17 protein-coding genes are annotated in these 19093 nt (G+C 41.7%); 13 read left to right on the top strand and 4 right to left on the bottom strand.

Translation table 11 applies throughout. The annotated features are described in order from the left end of the window. Positions 1-973: 973 nt before the first annotated feature. The 5 genes from CDC33_RS10710 (at position 974) to CDC33_RS10695 (ending at position 8449) form a co-directional block, all read left to right on the top strand. Positions 974-3514, top strand: a complete 2541-nt coding sequence (locus tag CDC33_RS10710) for a P-loop NTPase family protein (RefSeq protein ID WP_109012531.1) — start codon at positions 974-976, stop codon at positions 3512-3514. A 53-nt stretch (positions 3515-3567) separates the two neighbouring features. Continuing rightward, positions 3568-3801, top strand: a complete 234-nt coding sequence (locus CDC33_RS41915) for a DUF2887 domain-containing protein (protein ID WP_439956595.1) — start codon at positions 3568-3570, stop codon at positions 3799-3801. Then, the gene (locus CDC33_RS41910) at positions 3779-4015 is read left to right on the top strand and encodes a hypothetical protein (RefSeq protein ID WP_439956594.1); all 237 of its coding nucleotides are present in this window, start codon (positions 3779-3781) and stop codon (positions 4013-4015) included. The genes CDC33_RS41915 and CDC33_RS41910 overlap by 23 nt, the downstream gene beginning before the upstream one ends. A gap of 218 nt (positions 4016-4233) precedes the next feature. Further along, positions 4234-7209: an acetate and sugar kinases/Hsc70/actin family protein gene (locus CDC33_RS10700; protein ID WP_244919197.1), complete on the top strand. Its 2976-nt coding sequence runs from the start codon at positions 4234-4236 to the stop codon at positions 7207-7209. 148 nt (positions 7210-7357) lie between these two features. After that, the gene (locus CDC33_RS10695; protein ID WP_109008464.1) at positions 7358-8449 is read left to right on the top strand and encodes a hypothetical protein; all 1092 of its coding nucleotides are present in this window, start codon (positions 7358-7360) and stop codon (positions 8447-8449) included. Between the two features lie 102 nt (positions 8450-8551). Here the strand turns inward: CDC33_RS10695 and CDC33_RS10690 are convergent, their stop codons facing one another. Both CDC33_RS10690 and CDC33_RS10685 read right to left on the bottom strand, forming a co-directional pair. Beyond that, the gene (locus tag CDC33_RS10690; protein WP_109008463.1) at positions 8552-8731 is read right to left on the bottom strand and encodes a CAB/ELIP/HLIP family chlorophyll-binding protein; all 180 of its coding nucleotides are present in this window, start codon (positions 8729-8731) and stop codon (positions 8552-8554) included. Positions 8732-8906: 175 nt separating this feature from the next. Continuing rightward, on the bottom strand, positions 8907-9635 hold the full coding sequence (locus CDC33_RS10685) for a cytochrome b/b6 domain-containing protein (protein WP_109008462.1): 729 nt from the start codon (positions 9633-9635) through the stop codon (positions 8907-8909). Positions 9636-9874: 239 nt separating this feature from the next. On the opposite strand from CDC33_RS10685, the gene CDC33_RS10680 reads away from it, so the two are divergent. From CDC33_RS10680 to trpD, 3 genes are all read left to right on the top strand, one after another. Then, positions 9875-10168 carry a hypothetical protein gene (locus tag CDC33_RS10680; protein WP_109008461.1) on the top strand — a complete coding sequence of 98 codons (294 nt, stop codon included), beginning with the start codon at positions 9875-9877 and terminating at the stop codon, positions 10166-10168. 36 nt (positions 10169-10204) lie between these two features. Next, on the top strand, positions 10205-11086 hold the full coding sequence (locus CDC33_RS10675; protein WP_109008460.1) for a DNA adenine methylase: 882 nt from the start codon (positions 10205-10207) through the stop codon (positions 11084-11086). 80 nt (positions 11087-11166) lie between these two features. Further along, positions 11167-12234, top strand: a complete 1068-nt coding sequence (gene trpD, locus CDC33_RS10670) for an anthranilate phosphoribosyltransferase (RefSeq protein WP_109008459.1) — start codon at positions 11167-11169, stop codon at positions 12232-12234. Here trpD and CDC33_RS10665 read toward each other — a convergent pair. Further along, complete coding sequence (locus tag CDC33_RS10665; protein WP_109008458.1) at positions 12164-13225, bottom strand: retroviral-like aspartic protease family protein; 1062 nt, start codon at positions 13223-13225, stop codon at positions 12164-12166. The genes trpD and CDC33_RS10665 overlap by 71 nt on opposite strands. 305 nt (positions 13226-13530) lie before the next feature. Between CDC33_RS10665 and carA the strand changes: the two genes are divergently transcribed. From carA to CDC33_RS10635, 5 genes are all read left to right on the top strand, one after another. Further along, on the top strand, positions 13531-14697 hold the full coding sequence (gene carA / locus CDC33_RS10655; protein WP_109008456.1) for a glutamine-hydrolyzing carbamoyl-phosphate synthase small subunit: 1167 nt from the start codon (positions 13531-13533) through the stop codon (positions 14695-14697). A 192-nt stretch (positions 14698-14889) separates the two neighbouring features. Beyond that, entirely contained in the window at positions 14890-15240 is a 351-nt protein-coding gene (locus CDC33_RS10650; RefSeq protein ID WP_199326607.1) for an STAS domain-containing protein, read from the top strand. Positions 15241-15813: 573 nt separating this feature from the next. Further along, on the top strand, positions 15814-16293 hold the full coding sequence (locus tag CDC33_RS10645) for a Mini-ribonuclease 3 (protein WP_109008455.1): 480 nt from the start codon (positions 15814-15816) through the stop codon (positions 16291-16293). Positions 16294-16385: 92 nt separating this feature from the next. Further along, on the top strand, positions 16386-17480 hold the full coding sequence (rlmB, locus tag CDC33_RS10640; RefSeq protein ID WP_109008454.1) for a 23S rRNA (guanosine(2251)-2'-O)-methyltransferase RlmB: 1095 nt from the start codon (positions 16386-16388) through the stop codon (positions 17478-17480). Positions 17481-17566: 86 nt separating this feature from the next. After that, positions 17567-17869 carry a DUF1816 domain-containing protein gene (locus tag CDC33_RS10635; RefSeq protein ID WP_109008453.1) on the top strand — a complete coding sequence of 101 codons (303 nt, stop codon included), beginning with the start codon at positions 17567-17569 and terminating at the stop codon, positions 17867-17869. Positions 17870-18040: 171 nt separating this feature from the next. On the opposite strand, the gene CDC33_RS10630 is transcribed toward CDC33_RS10635, so the two are convergent. Continuing rightward, positions 18041-18889 carry an alpha/beta fold hydrolase gene (locus tag CDC33_RS10630; RefSeq protein WP_109008452.1) on the bottom strand — a complete coding sequence of 283 codons (849 nt, stop codon included), beginning with the start codon at positions 18887-18889 and terminating at the stop codon, positions 18041-18043. Between the last annotated feature and the right edge of the window lie 204 nt (positions 18890-19093).

Raw genomic sequence — 19093 nt, 5'->3', positions numbered from 1 at the left:
CTGAAAATAGGATTTGTTAATAGATATATAATTTTCATTTCAATCTGTTATTTATTTTAATGCTTTATTTAGTTTTATATTTACAACAATTTCTCTTTTACTGTAAATAAATTAAAAAAATACTAAAGTTATCATTAAGATTAACTTCAGCATATTTGTGAAATTTAAGCTATCCATGTGTCAGGAAATTTGTTGGCTTTGAGTCTTCTTAAAATTCCTTATAAATTCATCTTAACTATGTAATTGCATTGCTCAAAAAGGTGATTTAGCTTTACGGAAACTACATGATTCACTATGAGATGTTTACATCTTTATCAGAAATTCACAATAATCATAAAATTCATATCAAATCAATATTGATTTTTTATCAAGAAGAATCCAGCATGAATTAGAGTCTTGGTGACTCAATACCGTGCGGTTAAGGAATTTCTTGAGAGAAGAATTACTTAACAATAGCTCTCTTTCCTGAAGAGCTTCCCTTACAACGCCAGCTTATCCGAACTGGATTAGAAGTCGCGGCTATAAAGACTAAACCCACGAAGGTGGGTTGGAAATTTTTAATTTTTTATCTTTTGGGCGTAGGTAGACAATGCTAATGTAGTAGCGAATTATATTCACCTAATGCTTTTCGGACATCCTCTTAAAATAAAGGCTATAAAAGGGTGTAATACCCACGTCTTTACTAAGGAGTCTCTAGTTAAATTGTGGTATAAAACTCTACTTTATTAATTCTGACTCCTGTTAGCGGATAGCTAAGGTTTAGCCCATTCTGACTTCTGAATTCTTCTTAAATTTTCCAATTCAAACCTGATTTTTCAAAATTGTCTTGACCGTTCAAAACGCCTCATCCCAAAATTGCAAATTAAATGAGAGAAATGCTAAATGTGATATCAACACGTTGCAACAATGACTAGCAATCGCATTTTATATGTTATAAAGCTCACAGAAATTAATGTTAGGCGGAAACTACTTTATGGAACCAGATAAACTGGGCCGTTTTAAGGAGTACGGCGAATTCATCCTCCGAAAGATAGATTCTGTGCCCCAGCACCCTTCAAAACAAGAAGATTGGGTTCCAGCTAGTCTTGACGACTGTCTCCTGCGTCTGCGGTCAGCTGCCCAGAAAACTGTAGACCTGGCAACTTCACCTGTCAAAATTGGGGTGATGGGGGAATTCAGTAGTGGGAAAACTTTACTTTTAGGCAGTCTAATTGGATATGCTGATGCTTTGCCTGTCAGCGAAAACCCCACTACAGGTAATGTTACCGCCATACACATCATACCGCAAGATGACTTTGCCACTACACAATTAAGTAATTTCACTGTAGATTATCTTTCTCATGAAGGGGTACATGAGTGTCTACGCTTCATGCTAGGGGAAGCCAATAAACGGACAACAGCAGCAGGGCTTCCTCCGATACCAGTATCAAAACTCAACTCTGGCACAGATATTATTGGCTGGTGTGAAGAAGCATGGAATAGCAGTAACAATTTAGAGCTACGTTATTTACTCCGGGAGTTGGTATTATTCCTGCGGGCTTATCAAGCTTATGGGGAAGTTATGTGTGGTGGGCGTTACCAGATTGATGCTACCACGGCCCGCGAAGGGCTACAGCTAGTCGAACAGCCAATGGCAATCCAAACTCTGAAATTTGAAGATTTACCTCCAGCGCATATCCGATTACCAAGTCCACCCCAGAGGCTACCAACAAAGTTATTACAAAACAGTTTCCCACTGATCCGCCGCGTGGATATTGATGTAAAAATATCACGGGAAATTTGGGATTTTGCAGGTGCAGCCAAATTTATTCTTATCGACTTTCCGGGATTAGGGGCTGCTAATTCGGGAGCTAGGGATACCTTTTTGTCACTGCGAGAATTGGCAGAAGTACAAACAATTTTGGTATTGCTAAATGGTAAATCTCCTGGGAGCGATCGCGCCAATAAAATCTTTACGATGATGCAGCAGCAGCGACCAGGACAAGACCTGAAAGATTTAATTCTCGTCGGTGTGGGTCGCTTCGATCAACTACCCCTAGATAGCGAAGGTGGCGAAAGAGAACTTGACCAATTAATTGAAGATAGCCATTTACAAGAAGAAACCGTTTTCCAAAAACTCAAAGTTCTGCAAACTACCATTGACGGTGCAGAAGCGTTTACAACTCAAAAAGACCGCATCGTTTTACTATCGCCCCTGTTGGGACTAGCTGAATTAGCAAAACGTTCTAGTAGCGTGAAAGCAGGCTCAACAGAGTTTTTGGCTAACTTAGACTATCCTGATTATTTAGATCGATCTAAACGGCTACAAGAAAAATGGCACCGCTTAAGTGAACAACTATTAGGATCTAACACTCGCAGTTATTTGGGCAGACAGCTAGGTTACTTTAGTCAAGATGGGGGACTTAGTAAGCTGCGGGAATTGATTCAAACCCACGTAGCGACTCATGGTCTAAAGCAACTATATGAAGATACTCGGAGATCGGCTGATGTAGTGAGTCAGCAACAAGATCACTTGAAGGACATCATAGATGAAATTCACGAGCAAGGTATCCCTACAGGTGATAGTCCCGCCTTTATCGAGTTGCGCTTTATGGTCGAAAGCTTAGATAAAATCTATCGGAATTTTCAAAAAGATTTAGGGAAAGAACCACTCAAAGACCGGCGCGGTGTTGTCGTCAGCGATGTAGTAAAAGACGAACTCACTTTTAGAATCCTGAATTGGAACCAGTGGACTTTACTCTTCAACAAAGCTAACAATGGAGCGATCGCTCTGGCAGAATCTAAAGGTGCAGCCGGGAAATTATTTGATCGGGGAAATCGCGTCAATAGTTCCCTTCCAACTAAGAGCGATGATTTTTATCCAGTATTTGAGAAAACCGTTAAAGAAGTAGAAGATTTTGCCCGCGATCGCATCCATCAAGCAGTGGTAGATTTGTTAAATCAATTGTCAAATTATGTCGCCCCAGAGCGCGAACAATTGCAGGCATTTTTCCATCCAGATATGGAACAAGAAATCGAAGAAAAATTTGGTTTTGAAGATGCCGATCTATTTTACAAATTATTACTAGGATGCGATCCTAATGAATGGAAAGAAGCAATTATTTCTGAAATCAGTAGTAAAAACAAAACCGTTGCCCCCGAAATTATCTTTCCTCTAGCACGTCAAGACGAGAAACACAACGTTGGTCAAATTTTTGACTGGGCACCAGAAAAAAGTCAAGGTTTACCTAGATCGAGCAACCACCAACTTTTAGTACTGCGGCTGCGAGATGAAATTACTGCTAGCGCCAGCCTCCATCTTGTGCAGTATGTTAGCGAAGTTAATCAGCAAATAAATTCCGAACTTGAAGGTATTTTGGATCAAATTATTCCTAGTTTGCAAAACCTGTCAAAAAAAGAAACTTTGCTGAGATATTTAGCGGCTGGAGACTTGCCATCTGAAATAAAAATTCCTACTTGGTTGCAGATTATTTCAGAACTTGCTGCTGTTTCTTACTTAGATGATTTGAGATAAGCTAACTCAGAAAGTGACTGATTGCGATCGGGTAGGTTTATGAGGATGTATTTGTGAGACGTGATGCAATTTTTTATGCAATTTTCAAGCGTGTCCCAGGATTGTTTTTCGAGTTAGTAGAACAGCCACCAGCCGAAGCTGCTAGCTATCGTTTTGAATCAGTTGAAGTTAAAGAACCAACATTTCGGATTGATGGGGTATTTTTACCTCCACCGGATGCAACATCTCAGACGATCTTTTTTGCTGAGGTGCAATTCCAAAAAGATGAGTTACTGTACCATTTATAAATTTGCCAACTTAAGTCGTGAAGAGGTAGAGGCAATGTTAGGAGTTAAGTTAGAAGAAACTAAGGTTTATCAAGAAGCAAAACTTGAACTTATACCTCGGTTCTTAGATTATGGTATTTCGATAGAAGAGGTTGCCCAGTTACTGAACTTAACTATCGAACAAGTCGAACAAGTAAGACTTGCAACTGAGCAAGAATCTTCAACATCAACTTAATAACTGCTGTAATTTTCATAGCGATCGCCTAGTTTGGGCTACGCCTACGCCGTTTCATATAAAAGCGTAGCCCGACGTAAATATCGCGCCAAATAAAAAAGCCAGTGCTAAAGAGAATCAATGGTACAAGACCAAAGATTCTCTAAATTTGTAATTTTATGATAGAACATTACAGTTTTTAGCCAGGTATAAAACAAACAACAAAAAGTGATACTATAATGAACCCTTTTCAACTCAATAAATATAACGATCAAGAACCAAGCGAGAAACAACAAAAAAGATTTCCAGGATGGTTTGCTTTAGATTTTGGCACATCGAATTCCACAGTTACACTTTTCGATCCAATTGAAGTACCGATCGCAGAAATTCTCCCCAAAGAACAAGAAATGCGACTGCGCGATCGCTTATCACAATGGCTGAGTTCTCCCGCCTCAGTGGCTTTACCAGATGTCAGCGCTGATGATTGGGAAAAGTTTATTGTAGAAATTAGCAGAAATCTAGAAATAGAACCCAGCCGATTGAGTGAAGTCTTTGAAAGTGACAATAAAGAGCGCTTTTTGGAAGCAATTCGCCAAATTGAACTCTCTTTAGGAAATAGCGAGAGATTCCGCCGTGCTGTCAGCAAAAAACTTTACCAAATTTATCATGAGGTGTTTCGCGTCCCTACCCTAGAGTCGCAAAATCTGATTCCAGTTGTGCTGGATATTGATCGCCGCGATACGGAAATTCCTAGCGAGTCGGAAATTTCGCAGTTAAGCGATTTAAAACTGCGAATGGGAAGGGAAGCTAGAGATAACCGAAAAAAAGCGATCGCTCAAGGTACAAGTGGTTCTTTAAAGGAAATTATCAGCAGATTTCACCATTCACCTAAACGCTATTTTGGTCAAGATCGTTTGTTTCCAGTTATTTTGGATGGTGAAGAAGAATTAATTACCGCTAATCAACTGATCCAATGTGCTTGGGCGCATTTAATCGAGTTAACTGAAGATTACCGCCAACGCGCCCAACGCAGGTTTTCAGAAGGAGATTTTTTAACAGCAGTTGTCACCTACCCCACCGTCGCCCCACCAGTTGTTCGCAAGGAAGTTAAGGAATTAGTTGAGCAGTTGGGGATCGATGATGTGCAAACTGCTTATGATGAAGCCGTTTCTGTGGCGATATTCTTTTTATGGCGAGAATTTGGTGGTAATCTCAACATTGGCATCGAGTCATTCAAAACTCGTTGTCGTCAAGCAGGAAACAAATGGTCACAAAATGTTCTCGTTTTGGATATTGGCGGGGGAACCACAGACTTAGCTTTAATTGAACTGACTTTAGAAGATAAAACTCCTAGTTTTGCTGATTATGAAGACCGAGGTTTAGGAGGACGTTACTATAAACTCACTCCCAAACTATTAGGCTCATCTGGTCATTTACAGTTAGGCGGTGAGTTAATTACACTGCGAATTTTTAGATTATTAAAAGTTGCGATCGCAGATTTCTTATTGACATCAGTAACAACAGGTAATATAGAAAGCGAAAAGCTAGAAGATTTAATTAACTCTGAGTTAAACGAGCGCTTTTTAGAACAAGGCAAATTCAAAACTGGTAGTCTTTTAAAATGTCTAGATAAAGAAAATCCAGAAGGCGATATTGCTTACAAAGATGCCCTAGATACTGCCGAGAAAGTATTACCCACTCGTTGGCAACAAGCGCCCCAACGCCTGCAATCATTTTATATCCTCTGGGATCATGCAGAAGCAGCTAAACTGAAACTTGGGCAAAAGCCACCAGCAGATAATTCTCTATTAACCTTCACACTTTCTGAACAACAAATTTCTGAACTGCTCACCCAAAGCGCTGTAAAATTACAAGTTAAAGATCCAAATAGCATCTGCATTACCCTAGATAACCAGCAATTTGAACGAGCCGCAGTTTCCGGAATTAAAGAAGCGATCGGTATTGCCAAAGGATTAATGGAAAGTCGCTTGCGTCCTGATGATATCACCAAAGATTCTTGGAATTCCCAAAAAGTTGATTGGTTAATTTTGTCTGGAAAAACTTGTAATTTAGACATAGTGCAACGCCAAATCTACCAAGAATTTAGTAAGTCTCCATATTTTGTGTGGAATCCAGAGCGAATTACTTTTGTGCTGGAATTTACCAAATTAGCTACCTCCGCCGGTGCTTGCTATGCTGAGAAACTGCGAAGATTGAGATTCGATCCAGAAGAGTCTAAAAGCTTGCTGCGTAAGGGAGCCAACCAGCTAGAAATTGATGTCAAAAATCTGTTTTATTATTTACCCTGCAACTTCAAACGCAAAACTCAAAGTAACGATTTACTAACCATATTCAAGGCTGGACAAGAACTCTATCAACTAGCACCTTCGGAAACTGTTGCCAAAGTTCGGACTGCATGGCAAGGAATCCAATTAACTAATATTATTTACCGTCAAGACTACGAGGATGGAGATTTACGACTATGGGGTAGCTTTGACGGCAAAAATCTCATGAATAAACTAGGAATGCAAGAAGCAGAGTTTTTGAGAAAAATTAAAGTTCAGTTTGAGATTGACCAAACTCTTGAATTTAGTGTATTGCTTTGTCAGGGAAATCCACATTATTTAATTGACATTCCTGGCATTGATTTGGAATCAGTAGTTTCAGAAAAATTACCGCTATTTGCTGATGGTAAATTGAACTGGAATATTGCTGTGGAACGCTTCAATAAAGATTTAAATGATGGTGATATTGCCGTTAATGTTCTTGAGTCCGCAACTGTTGATCAACCAGATGCCTATCATCTTGTGTTTGAAGTAGGAAATGATGGTAGTAAGCTGTTCCAAAAATTTCACTATCTGCGCGATGGCGTGACGAAACCAGGAATTGGGTTAATTAGTAATCCCTTACCTCCCTTCCCGCAAACTGGCCAACACACCTTCTATATTTATCAAACAGACGCTGAAACCAACAGTAAAAAATGGATCAGAATTGGCGCACTCAGCAAACCAGATGTAACAACAGATTACCCTTGCCAATATCGTGTAACTCTCGACGATCAAGGCATTTTGCGGATGCACGCCGGTGAAGTTCCTTACTGGACATCAAACAGTCAAGAATGTCTCAAAGAAGAAGGATGCGTTTATATTGCTGAATTAGAATTGCAGCCCAACGAAGTTGATAAAGAACGCGATCCCTTTTGCGGTATACATTAAACCTTTGCGTTCCTCTGCGCTAACCTTTGCGTTCCTCTGCGTTGAAAAAATTAAGATTTTTAAACGCAGAGGGGCGCAAAGTAAACGCTAAGGGGCGCAGAGGTTTGCCAAGTTTAATTCGCTATAAAAATATTTGGAGGTGAGATTCATGCAGCACTTGCGTCAATTATTAGAGATAGAGAATTCAGAGTTAGCCCAGTTACTGCGGTTTAGTTTGTATGGACTAGAGGCGACTTTAAATCAGGCTCGCACAGAATTACCACTAGATCCAGGATCTAAAATATGCGATGAGGTGCTGCAAGAACTTCATAACCTGTTGGAACCTTCACCTCCACAGCCAAATACTGGTTGGGAAGATACGCCAGATGAGTTAAAACTAAGTCACCTGCGGAAAGTTTTTGATTCTGACTCAGAACTTAATTATTATCTGGGTAATTCCCAACTGCAAAGCACAACTGACTCAGATTTGTGGAATGAGATTCAACGCAAACTGCTACGAGTACCAGAGGATTTAGCTGCAACTTGGCGATCGCGCACCTTAGATTTAGCCCAAGAAGTTGGTGCGATCGCAGATAATTCTAACCTCTATCAACTTCCCTTTATCCGCGACGAAATTATCTACCCCGGACTTAGTGGTACTGTTCAAACTCAGGGATTAACCTTGTATCAACAGGCACTCTCAAATTCTAAAATTCCCCAAGGTGATGTATCTGATTTACCAGCAGCATTCCTATTTTTATATATGAATTTTATCGAAATAGACCCAGATTTACATCATGCTTTAAAGAGCGTTTTTAGCTTCGATGTCATTTCCTTACACTCCAAAGCAGAACAGCGCGATCAATATATTGATGCTTTAAGCGATCGCTTCCAACGCACCCAAAAAGCAGAGAAAAATACTGATCCCCTGTCAATTCTCCATGCTTGGATTGACATGGACGAAGCGATACATTCCCTAGTATTCGTTCCACCGGCTGAACGCTATTCTTGGTGGGGAAAGCTACAACATGAATCACGGCGCATCCTGAAGAAAGTCGCTGACGAAGCTATTAATGCAGGTAATGAAGTGCGAATTCGCCAATTATCGGGACTTTATGCAGATATCTGTGCTTCATCTAAGGATGACTTACAACTAGACTGTGGTGGTATTCCTGGTGAAGTCTTAACTTGTCTTCGAGTATATGCGCGAATTAACCAGGAAGAATCTCCAGGTCGTGTAATATTTCGCTCATCACGTTAATTGCTGGCGAATTTTCTAATTCTTGAGATTATGAGGCAAGGCAGAAGATTTTGCCAATCCCCGCCTTGCCTCATAATCTAATGAAGGTAAAAACGTTTAAACTTATAAAATGCCCCAGAAGTGTAGAATCCCTTGACCAGAAAAGACTTCAAGTGCAACGGCAGATAAAAAACCAATCATTGCAAAACGACCGTTCCAATTTTCGCTCTGAGGAGTGAAGCCCCAGCGCAAAGCATTAGGATCTTCTGGAACCGAAGCCGTAGTCTTCTTAACGTCTGCCATAAATAATACTCCGAGCTTTTATGTTGTAACAGTTATTACTGCCTGTAAAGTAATGTAACAGGTTTTTACGAAAATGCAACATAAACTTTATTTGTATATATTACGGGTACGTAGTTTTATCTTAACAGGTTTGCGATCGCCTACGACGGCAAGCTACGCCCCAACAGCCAATTACCTATGACTCACTACCGGGAAAAAAGATAGGTAAGACAAACGCTGTCAGAATTCCACCCAACACAATCACCTCAATAATTCTGAGGTAAAAATTGTTTTGTATAAAATTATTCATTTCCGCACCAAAGTTCGTTTGTAAGCTAGTCAACCAAGTACGGAAACGACTAGACCATTTAGTAGGGCTATCTTCTGGGCGAAACTTCCACGAAAACATTGAGAGTAACAACGGCGCACCACCCACCTTGGTAGACATCAAAACATGAATCGCCACACAGCCAACCATGACAACCCAGGCACTAAGGTGAAGAGAGTACCAAATATGATGTAGCTGCCCTGCTGGAAGCCATTCTTCCTTCATCATCCTGCCAGAGTTCACAGCCAAAATAGCAGCAATGAGCATGAGAGTATTTGCTAGACGTTGCAAGCTAACCCACCAAATCGGCTTGCCAACCTGGGTTAGTTGCTGCAAAGAATCAGATTGAAGCAAACGCTTTTGTCCAGCATGAAAGCTATAGAGGGCAAAAGCAGGGAGAATAAGCAAGAAAAATAATGCAAAAGTGCCGTGAATACCCTGAATATCCCCAATTTGAGGAAATGGTATTTTACCAAATCGGCGATCGTAAGTGTTGTAAACCAAAAATCCGGTAATAATTGCTGCGATAACTAAAATTCCACTTAAGCCGTGGAGAATTCGCAACAACAAAGGTTGATAGGGTGCAGAACGGGGCATAAAAATAATCCTAAGTAGATGATTGTAGGAGTTTTGAATAGATAATTTAAGCTTTTAGTGAGACAAGAAAATTGCCCTGGATATTTCACATAAGAATTACAATTGTTTTTAATAATAGTGGTTGATCTCTACTGCGTGGTAGCTCAATATTTATATCATAAACAAAAACGTTATCTATTGTTGATAAATTAAGTTAATATGACATTTATGCTTACATATAGTACCTGAAGTTTAGCGCGGTGAGTCTGGTTTTAAGCTTTGAATTAAGTGATGAAGTTTACGCAGTATTGCAACAACAAGCCGAGGTTGCAGGCGTATCTCTTGCAGAATTGGTAGCTACTTCCATAGAACAGCAGTATACTTCTCTAAGACGTGAAAATTCGCAACCTGAAACAGAGAAAGAAGCCGCTCGCCAACGTTTCCGAAGTCATGCTGGAAGCATTAACCTCGGTTACGTTACAGGAGCAGAAAATAAAAGCATTGATGCTGATTTAGTCAGAGCATACAGCAATACATCTGAGGAAACAAATTGAATGCTTATATTAGCCCAAGTGTGACGATTTATAATTATGCTCAAAAGCCCTCTCCGATATCCTGGTGGTAAGTCTAAAGCAATCAATCAAATAGTTGAATACTTGCCAGAGAGCTTTTCTGAATTTCGAGAACCTTTTGTGGGTGGTGGTTCTGTATTTATTTATGTAAGACAAACGTTTCCTGATATCAAAATTTGGATTAACGATTTAAACCGCGAACTCTTCTTATTCTGGAAGGTTGCCCAGTCTGATATAACTCAGTTAGTGAAAGAAATTCGACATATTAAAGTCAAATATACAGATGGAAAATTACTCTTTACAGAATTAACTAGTGTAGATGTAAATAATTTATCTGATTTAGAAAGAGCAGTTAGGTTTTTCGTACTCAATAGAATTACTTTTTCAGGAACTGTAGAATCAGGCGGTTTTTCTGAACAAGCTTTTCATAAAAGATTTACTGATTCTTCAATAGAACGGCTAGAAAAGTTAGAAAATATTCTATCAGAAAATGTCCAAATTACTAATTTAGATTACAGCCAACTATTAAAAGCAGAAGAGAAAAATGTATTTTTATTTTTAGATCCACCATATTTTAGCGCTACAAAATCAAAACTATACGGCAAAGATGGTGACTTGCACACTTCTTTTGAACATCAGAGGTTTGCTAATCTTTTGCAACAATGTCATCATCGCTGGCTAATAACCTACGACGACTCACTGCACATTCGAGAAAATTTTCAATGGGCTAATATCTCAGAGTGGGAATTACAGTATGGGATGAATAACTATAAGCAGAGTGGTGCGGCTAAAGGAAAAGAGTTATTCATTACTAACTACGAAGTTAAACTTTATTTGGAGAAAAAATCACAAGTTCAGGATCTTGCTAATCCACCTTTGCAATTAAGCCTTGAGATTTAAACCTAACTTTGATAGCTTCCAATTTTCCGGTAGGATAACCCCATAGCTCTCAATATAGCTACAACATACAAACCTTAGCTATGATAACTTCCCCAATCCCTGCTCAAGAATCCTCTGCTAGCTGGTATGTCCTGCTGCAACAATTAATAGATGGTCAATCCTTATCCCGTACTCAAGCTGCTGAATTGATGCAAGGTTGGCTCAATGAAGCGGTTCCCCCAGAGTTGTCAGGGGCTATTTTAACAGCGCTTAACTTTAGAGGCATTTCTGCCGACGAGTTAACCGGCATGGCTGAAGTATTACAATCTCAATGTTCCCCACTCAGCACTCAGCACTTAGACTTCACGACTGTAATAGATACCTGTGGCACTGGTGGAGATGGTTCATCAACCTTTAATATTTCTACAGCCGTTGCATTTGTCGCCGCAGCATCTGGTATACCTGTCGCCAAACACGGCAATCGTTCAGCCTCAAGTCTTACGGGGAGTGCAGATGTCTTGGAAGCCTTGGGTGTAAACTTGAGTGCCTCTAGTGAAAAAGTACAAGCCGCATTACAAGAGGTAGGGATCACTTTCTTGTTTGCCCCTGGTTGGCATCCAGCACTCAAGGCGGTTGCCTCATTACGGCGGACTTTGAAGGTGCGAACAATTTTTAATTTGCTCGGGCCGTTAGTAAATCCCTTGCGCCCAACTGGACAGGTAGTGGGCTTATTTACTCCCAAACTTTTGGCAATAGTTGCCGAGGCTTTACAGAATTTGGGCAAGGAAAAAGCGATTGTGCTGCACGGGCGAGAAAAACTTGATGAGGCTGGGTTAGGAGATTTAACTGACTTGGCGGTGTTATCAGATGGAGAAGTGCAGTTAACTAGCATTAATCCCCTAGATTTGGATTTAACACCTGCTTCTATAGGTATGCTTCGGGGTGGCGATGTCCAAGAGAATGCGGAGATTCTCAAGGCGGTACTCCAAGGTAAGGGAACTCAGGCACAACAGGATGCAGTAGCGTTGAATGCATCGTTGGCGCTGCAAGTAGCAGGTTCGATCGCACTCCTCGATCACGCCCAAGGGATTAAAATCGCTAAGGATATCCTACAAAGCGGGGCAGCTTGGACGAAGTTGGAGGAGTTAGTTGAGTTTCTGGCGGATTGATTTGCGATCGCAATTGCGGACGAAACTCTACCACATTACGTTTGATGGTGACATCGTAGTTACCAAAAAAGTCATGTCCTAAAAGTCCAGTTTCTAGTTCCGTACCTGCGATCGCTACTGCTACTCTATTTACTGTTACCCCGCCAACTGCCATCGAATTAACGTAGCCCACAGGAAATTCTACAGCTCTGGAACTCGCGGTATTTGCCTTAGCTTTCCCCACTGGCACTATTCCCAAGGTATTTGCCATCTCTTGGGTAATTACAGTGCCACTGGCTCCCGTATCCACAATCATGTCAAATTGTTGCTGACCATTAAAGGTAACTTCAACAATTGGTGTTCCACCAATTCGCCTTTTAATCGGGGCTGTAAATACTTCCTGAGCTGGAATTACTACTGCTGATGAGGGCAAAGCTGGTTTTGGCGGTAACGGGCTTATTTCTTGTGGAGGCGATAGAGGTGAGGTATACTTTGGTGTGGTTATTCTCTGGGGAACCACAACTACTATCCTCTTCGGTTCGGCAACGCGCACAGGGCGAGGATTAGCTTGTTGTTGGGCATATTTAACTTGGCGACGATATTCAGTAATTTTAGTTTGAGCGATCGCAAATTCTGGGCTTTGTCGCCGGACTCTTTGCATCAGCGCGATCGCATCCTGGTACTGATTCGCCACCAAAATCCAATCACCTGGAGATTGAGCAGATCGGCTGATGCTCCAAGCGCCAACGGCTTTATCTAGCCCCATCTCAAAAAGACTTGGTTCACTTTCAGACGGTAGCGGCTCTAACGGCTGTGCTTCTGGGGTAGAGGTAACTGCTGGTGTTGTTGGTTCAACGGCAGGCTGTACTGATGCCTGCTCCCCAATTGGCGCGGGTTGCTCATTGCCACCAGTCGCAGTGTTCCGTTGGTCTTCACTACAGGCAACACACAAAACCGCTAGAGCGCTTGATAGAAAAATTAGGGTTGCACGGGATAAGAAAGACTGAAGCATAATTAATTTTAACCGTCCAAGCTTTGCCAAAGCCACTCCCGCTAATTTAATTCCCTTTTAATTTTAATTAACTATTCTAAAAACTCCCAATTGTTCAACTCATGGGATAATTAACAATCGCAGTATTGGGGAATAGGGAAGAAGCAGGAGAGGCAGGGGAGACAAAGGGACAAGATGACAAGGTGACAAAAGGTGAGAACTTGCAACAAGTCTTTCCCCCACTCCCCACTCCCCACTCCCCACTCCCCACTCCCCACTCCCCACTCCCCACTCCCCACTCCCCACTCCCCACTCCCCAATTTACTATGCCCTTGTCTGACGCAATACCTGCTTTACTTGTCCTGGCAGATGGAACCACTTATCGCGGTTGGTCTTTCGGTGCTACGGGAACCGCGATCGGAGAAGTGGTATTCAACACTGGTATGACCGGCTACCAAGAAGTCCTGACTGACCCAAGTTACTGCGGTCAAATTATCATTTTTACCTATCCTGAATTAGGCAATACTGGGGTAAATTCTGAAGATGAAGAATCAGATGGGCCCCAAGTTCGGGGTGCGATCGCCCGGAATATTTGTCACCGTCCGAGTAACTGGCGATCGACACAATCCTTACCAGACTACCTTAAACAAAACCAAGTACCAGGGATCTACGGCATCGATACCCGCGCTCTCACCCGCAAAATTCGGATGTTTGGAGCCATGAACGGTGGCATTTCCACAACCATTCTCGATGAGGCAGAATTGCTAGAGCAGGTACTAGCAGCTCCCAACATGGCAGGATTAAATCTGGTTCGGCAAGTTACCACACCAAAGGCTTATGAATGGTCAGATCCCACAATTCCAGCTTGGGAATTCAACTCGGAAGCTGCGGAAAATCTTGGAGAACCCTTTACCGTTGTTGCCCTTGACTTTGGCGTAAAACGCAATATTTTGCGTCGCTTAACAAGTTATGGCTGTCGGGTAATTGTTGTGCCTGCTGATACGCCGCCAGAGGAAATCCTCAACTACAATCCAGATGGTGTGTTTCTTTCAAATGGACCTGGCGACCCTGCTGCCGTCACTGAAGGTATTGCAACTGCCAAAGCGCTTCTGTTAAGTGAAAAGCCCATCTTTGGTATTTGTATGGGACACCAAATTTTAGGTCATGCACTAGGGGCAGAAACCTATAAACTCAAATTTGGTCATCGTGGTTTAAATCAGCCAGCTGGTTTACAACAACGCATAGAAATTACCAGCCAAAACCATAGTTTTGCTATAGACCCAGATTCTTTACCTGCGGCAGTTGTGGAAATCAGTCACCTAAACTTAAACGATCGCACCATTGCTGGAGTCCGTCACAAATCTCTACCTGTATTCTCCGTCCAATATCATCCAGAAGCCAGTCCTGGTCCCCACGATGCCGATTACTTGTTTGAGCAATTTGTTCAAGCCATGCGAACAGCACGTCAAGCCGAGACTGCCGAAGTGAGGTAAAAATAGGGAATGGGGCATGGGGCATGGGGTATGAGACATGGGGACTAACTAGGGACTAGGAAAGAGTTTTCCAATGCCCAATCCCCAATCCCCAATGCCCAATCCCCTAGTAGATTGTAGACAACTTGCTCAAAAACCATCTATACTTGAGCGTTCACTTTAACTCATGAGGAGGGAATTATTGCTGATCCATTGAATCTAACCGTTAGCCTGAGGGGCACTCGTGAAGTCCGGGATAACTGTCAGCTATTCCGCCTCACAGGTTTGTTAGATGCCTTTTCTGAGCCGACATTTCGCAAGGTACTTGGCAGTAAGATTGACGAGGGCCCTAAGCATATTATTTTGGATCTCTCACAAATCGACTTTATTGATAGCTCTGGCTTGGGTGCTTTGGTGCAGCTAGCCAAGCAGGCTCAAACTGCCGAAGGCACTTTGCAAATCGTCACAAATGCCCGGGTAACTCAAACGGTCAAGCTTGTTCGCCTAGAGAAGTTTCTCTCCCTGCAAAAATCAGTTGAAGAAGCTCTAGAAAACGTCAAGTAGTCTTGATTGCTTGAACCGAGAGATCAATTCGGCTATCCAGATTCAACATCGGATAGCTTAATTTTTAAAACTTCTGGCAGAAAACCTCTCTCCTTGTGGGAGAGGCACAAAGCCAGTTAAACTATTATGTTTAAAGTTGAGCAATAATAAAGATATAGACGCCCAGTTCTTGGGTATGTAATTTTTGGATTATTATCGGATAAACAATCAAGTCTGAGAAAATTGTAAGAAATACAAAGCCAGCAGATTTGTTTATAGGTAAACTTGACTTGATAGTGTATAGTTAAAAATTGTCACTTACTAAGTAAGCATGACAATGCGATCAAGTAACAGGGTGAGTTTGATGTCAAAATTTTACCCTATCTTAGGCACAGACCACAAGTAGGCAAAATTAGATTTATGGGCGTTGACATCAGGGCAAGCTAAATGCCAACTCTTAATCAAAAAGATAGAATTAGTAAGTATTTCTGATAGTATTGATTATGCTAAGTATAGGATTATGGCTTACTTCAGAAAAATCAGTCTTTGCAAAGAATGCCTGCCAAATAGAGCCAGTAAAGGAATGATTTATTTGTGAAGTCACAGGAGGAAGAGGTATTAGATGGACAAGATGAAATTTCTAAACAGACTTTATCTTGGACTCAAGCACTCTTGACAACCACAGCGCCATTCCAACAGATTTCCCTCTCACAAGTGCAACAAATTTCTCCTACTGCTTTAGCATATTTGGGGGATGCAATTTATGAGTTGTATGTTAGAATGCTCTATCTGCTGCCATTGCGGCGGACAGGAATTTACCATCGTCTGGTAGTGGAGCAGGTAAGAGCGGAAACACAAGCGCTACATTTGCGATCGCTGATTCCTTATCTGAGGGACACCGAATTAGAAATTGTCCGACGGGGTAGAAACGCCGCTACAGGACGCCCTAAGCGACTTAATCCCGAAATTTATCAACAGGCAACCAGTCTAGAAACCTTAATTGGCTACTTATATCTCACCGATTACCAGCGTCTAACCGAACTGTTGCAAATGCTTCATGTAGAAAAAGAGTGAGAACTTAATTTTACAGTAGCCATATCAGTAGATTTGGTTCAAGAAATTGACGTAATTGTGATGACCAACCATACGCTATATCTATAACTCAAATGCAGAATAAACCCAGAAAAGTCAGAACTTCTAACGAACCCAATCGTGGGCAACCTGTAAAAATTCAGGGTAAGCGTGTTGTTACTAATCCGACTCGCAATCCTAGAAAAATAGATAGCAACCCCGTCTCTAGTACTAATCCGACTCGTAATCCCAAGAAAATAGATGTTGCTAATCCGACTCGTAATCCCAGGAAAATAGATGTTACTAATCCGACTCGTAATCCCAGGAAAATAGATAGCAACCCCATTGACAACTCCCGCCAACGAAATAGCAACTTCTCCCAGCCACCTGTATCTACACCGACAGAAGAAGATAATGATCTCATCTACGGTCGTCATCCAGTATTGAGTGCGTTGCAAAATCAGCGCAATCTCAACCGTCTCTGGATTACTACCCGTCTGCGCTACGACCCCAGCTTTCACCATTTTCTCTTGCAAGCGAAAGAAAATGGCACAGTTATTGATGAGGTTGAACCCAAGCGTTTAGACTATCTTACCAATGGAGCCAATCATCAAGGTGTGGCAGCACAAGTTGCTCCTTACGCTTACATGGAATTGCCCGATCTAATTGAACAGGCAAAAGCTGTAACTGATCCCGTAATCGTAGTGGCTGATGGAATTACTGATCCCCACAACTTGGGAGCAATTATTCGCACCGCCGAAGCAATAGGCGCTCAAGGTTTGGTGATTCCCCAAAGAAGGGCATCTGGGATCACTTCTACTGTGATGAAAGTAGCAGCAGGCGCTTTAGAAAACTTTGCTGTAGCTAGAGTTGTCAACCTCAGCCGTGCCTTAGAAGAATTAAAAGCAGCTGGCTATTGGATTTACGGCACTGCTGCTAGTGGAAGCGAACCTGTGCATACAGTGAATTTCACTGGGCCAATCGTTTTGGTAATCGGCTCAGAAGGTGAAGGTCTGAGTATGTTGACTCAACGCTCCTGTGATTTCTTAGTATCGATTCCTCTACAAGGTAAGACTCCCAGTCTCAATGCTTCTGTAGCAGCAGGTATGACCCTTTATGAAATTTATCGCCAGCGATCGCTAAATACCCTGCACTTAGATAAATTACAAAAAATATCTTTGAAAAAATAACAGTAACAGAGTATAAAGAAATGTAAAAGATAATAAAGCAACATATCGTTTAACACCCTGTAGATGTTTATAAACTGGCTAAAACCATGAAAACCATTTGGCATAACCTCAAGGAAGTGTTAATTAACACATTCGACTTCATCGGCTTGGCTTGGTGGGTAGAAATTGGGACGCAAAATCCCCGTTGTACATACTACTTCGGGCCATTTTTGAGTTCTTCTGATGCAAAATTGTCAAGCGTTGGATATATAGAAGATTTGGAGAGCGAAGGAGCGCAAGGAATTTCTGTAAATATCAAGCGCTGCAAACCTAATAACTTAACAATTGCTGAAGACTTGGGGGAAAGATTTGACCGCAAAGTACAGCCTGCCTTTGGCGGTCAGATTTAAGTTAAGTTAGGCCAGAGAATGGATAAAGATGCGAGAATGCAGGGACGCAAAGACACGGAGAGATTGAGAATTCTTTTACCGCGTTAATGCGTCTTTTTCACTCACCGTGTCACCACATCTTCACTCTCGATTTATTCTTCGTCAATAGTCAAAATTTTTTAAATATTTGGACTATTGACCACCAATTACCTGCGGATGAACTTCCAGCCAATGATCAATGTCATTCAGCACCTGCTGGGGGACTTCCCACGGAAAAAGATGGGCGGTGTTGGGATAGCATTGCCATTGAGAATTGTTGAGGTGTTGAGCAGTTTCTAAGCTGGAACTAGATGTGATGTGGCGGTCTTGTTCACCAGCAAGTACTAAACTAGGACATTCTATTTGTTGCAAATCTAGAAGTCGGTTGTATCCCGATTGAATTTCACTGTAAAGGGCGCGAGTAGCAGCACGAGAGGTTTGCAAATAAGCTGGTACTGCTTCTGTAGCGATATAGTTGTAACTGGTAGATGTATGTTGTTGGATTAAGTAGCGGAAAAGCGATCGCTTGCCAAAAGTATCAATATTCCATTGCCAACTCGGTTTTATATAGTTTATTAAGCCGGCAATGCCAGTATATAAATTATCCTGCCAAGTGATAGGAGGATGACTGCCACGGGGTTTTGCGGCTGTCGCCACCAAAATCAGCCCTGTAATGCGCTCTGGCAAACGTAATGCCAGTTCCATTGCCAGAATACCCCCAAGTGACCATCCCAATACTAGGCACTTTTCAATCTCAAAGCGGTCTAGCAGCGCTTCTAAATCAGTTAAATGGTCATTCATATTAAAATTACCATTCCAGCGACTTTTGCCGTATCCACGTAAATCAGGGGCAAAAGTTTTATAACTTTTTGATAAATGATTAGTAAAGACAGATAGACTACGACCAGTACCAGGATGACCATGTAAGCCGAGAATGGGGAATCCTTGACCTTGGATGTAGACATTGAGACGGAAAGCAGTGGTAGGATGGCGATCGCTCATTACTCGTTGTTCTCCTGTCTAGCGATCGCTTCTATCCCTGTCATATTCGCTTCATCCCTTTCTGCTGTCCGCTCTAAAATTGCCTCAATTCGATCTAGCCTTTTTGTCATAGTAGTTCGTTATATTTATTATTTTTCTAATCTTGTCATACGGCTAGCTACCAAGTATTGCAGTGTTCGATTACAGTTCAAGTTGCTGCATACA

Origin of the sequence: Nostoc commune NIES-4072 (assembly GCF_003113895.1) — a bacterium.
Classification (GTDB): Bacteria; Cyanobacteriota; Cyanobacteriia; order Cyanobacteriales; family Nostocaceae; genus Nostoc; species Nostoc commune.
This window is presented reverse-complemented; position numbering and strand designations above follow the sequence as displayed.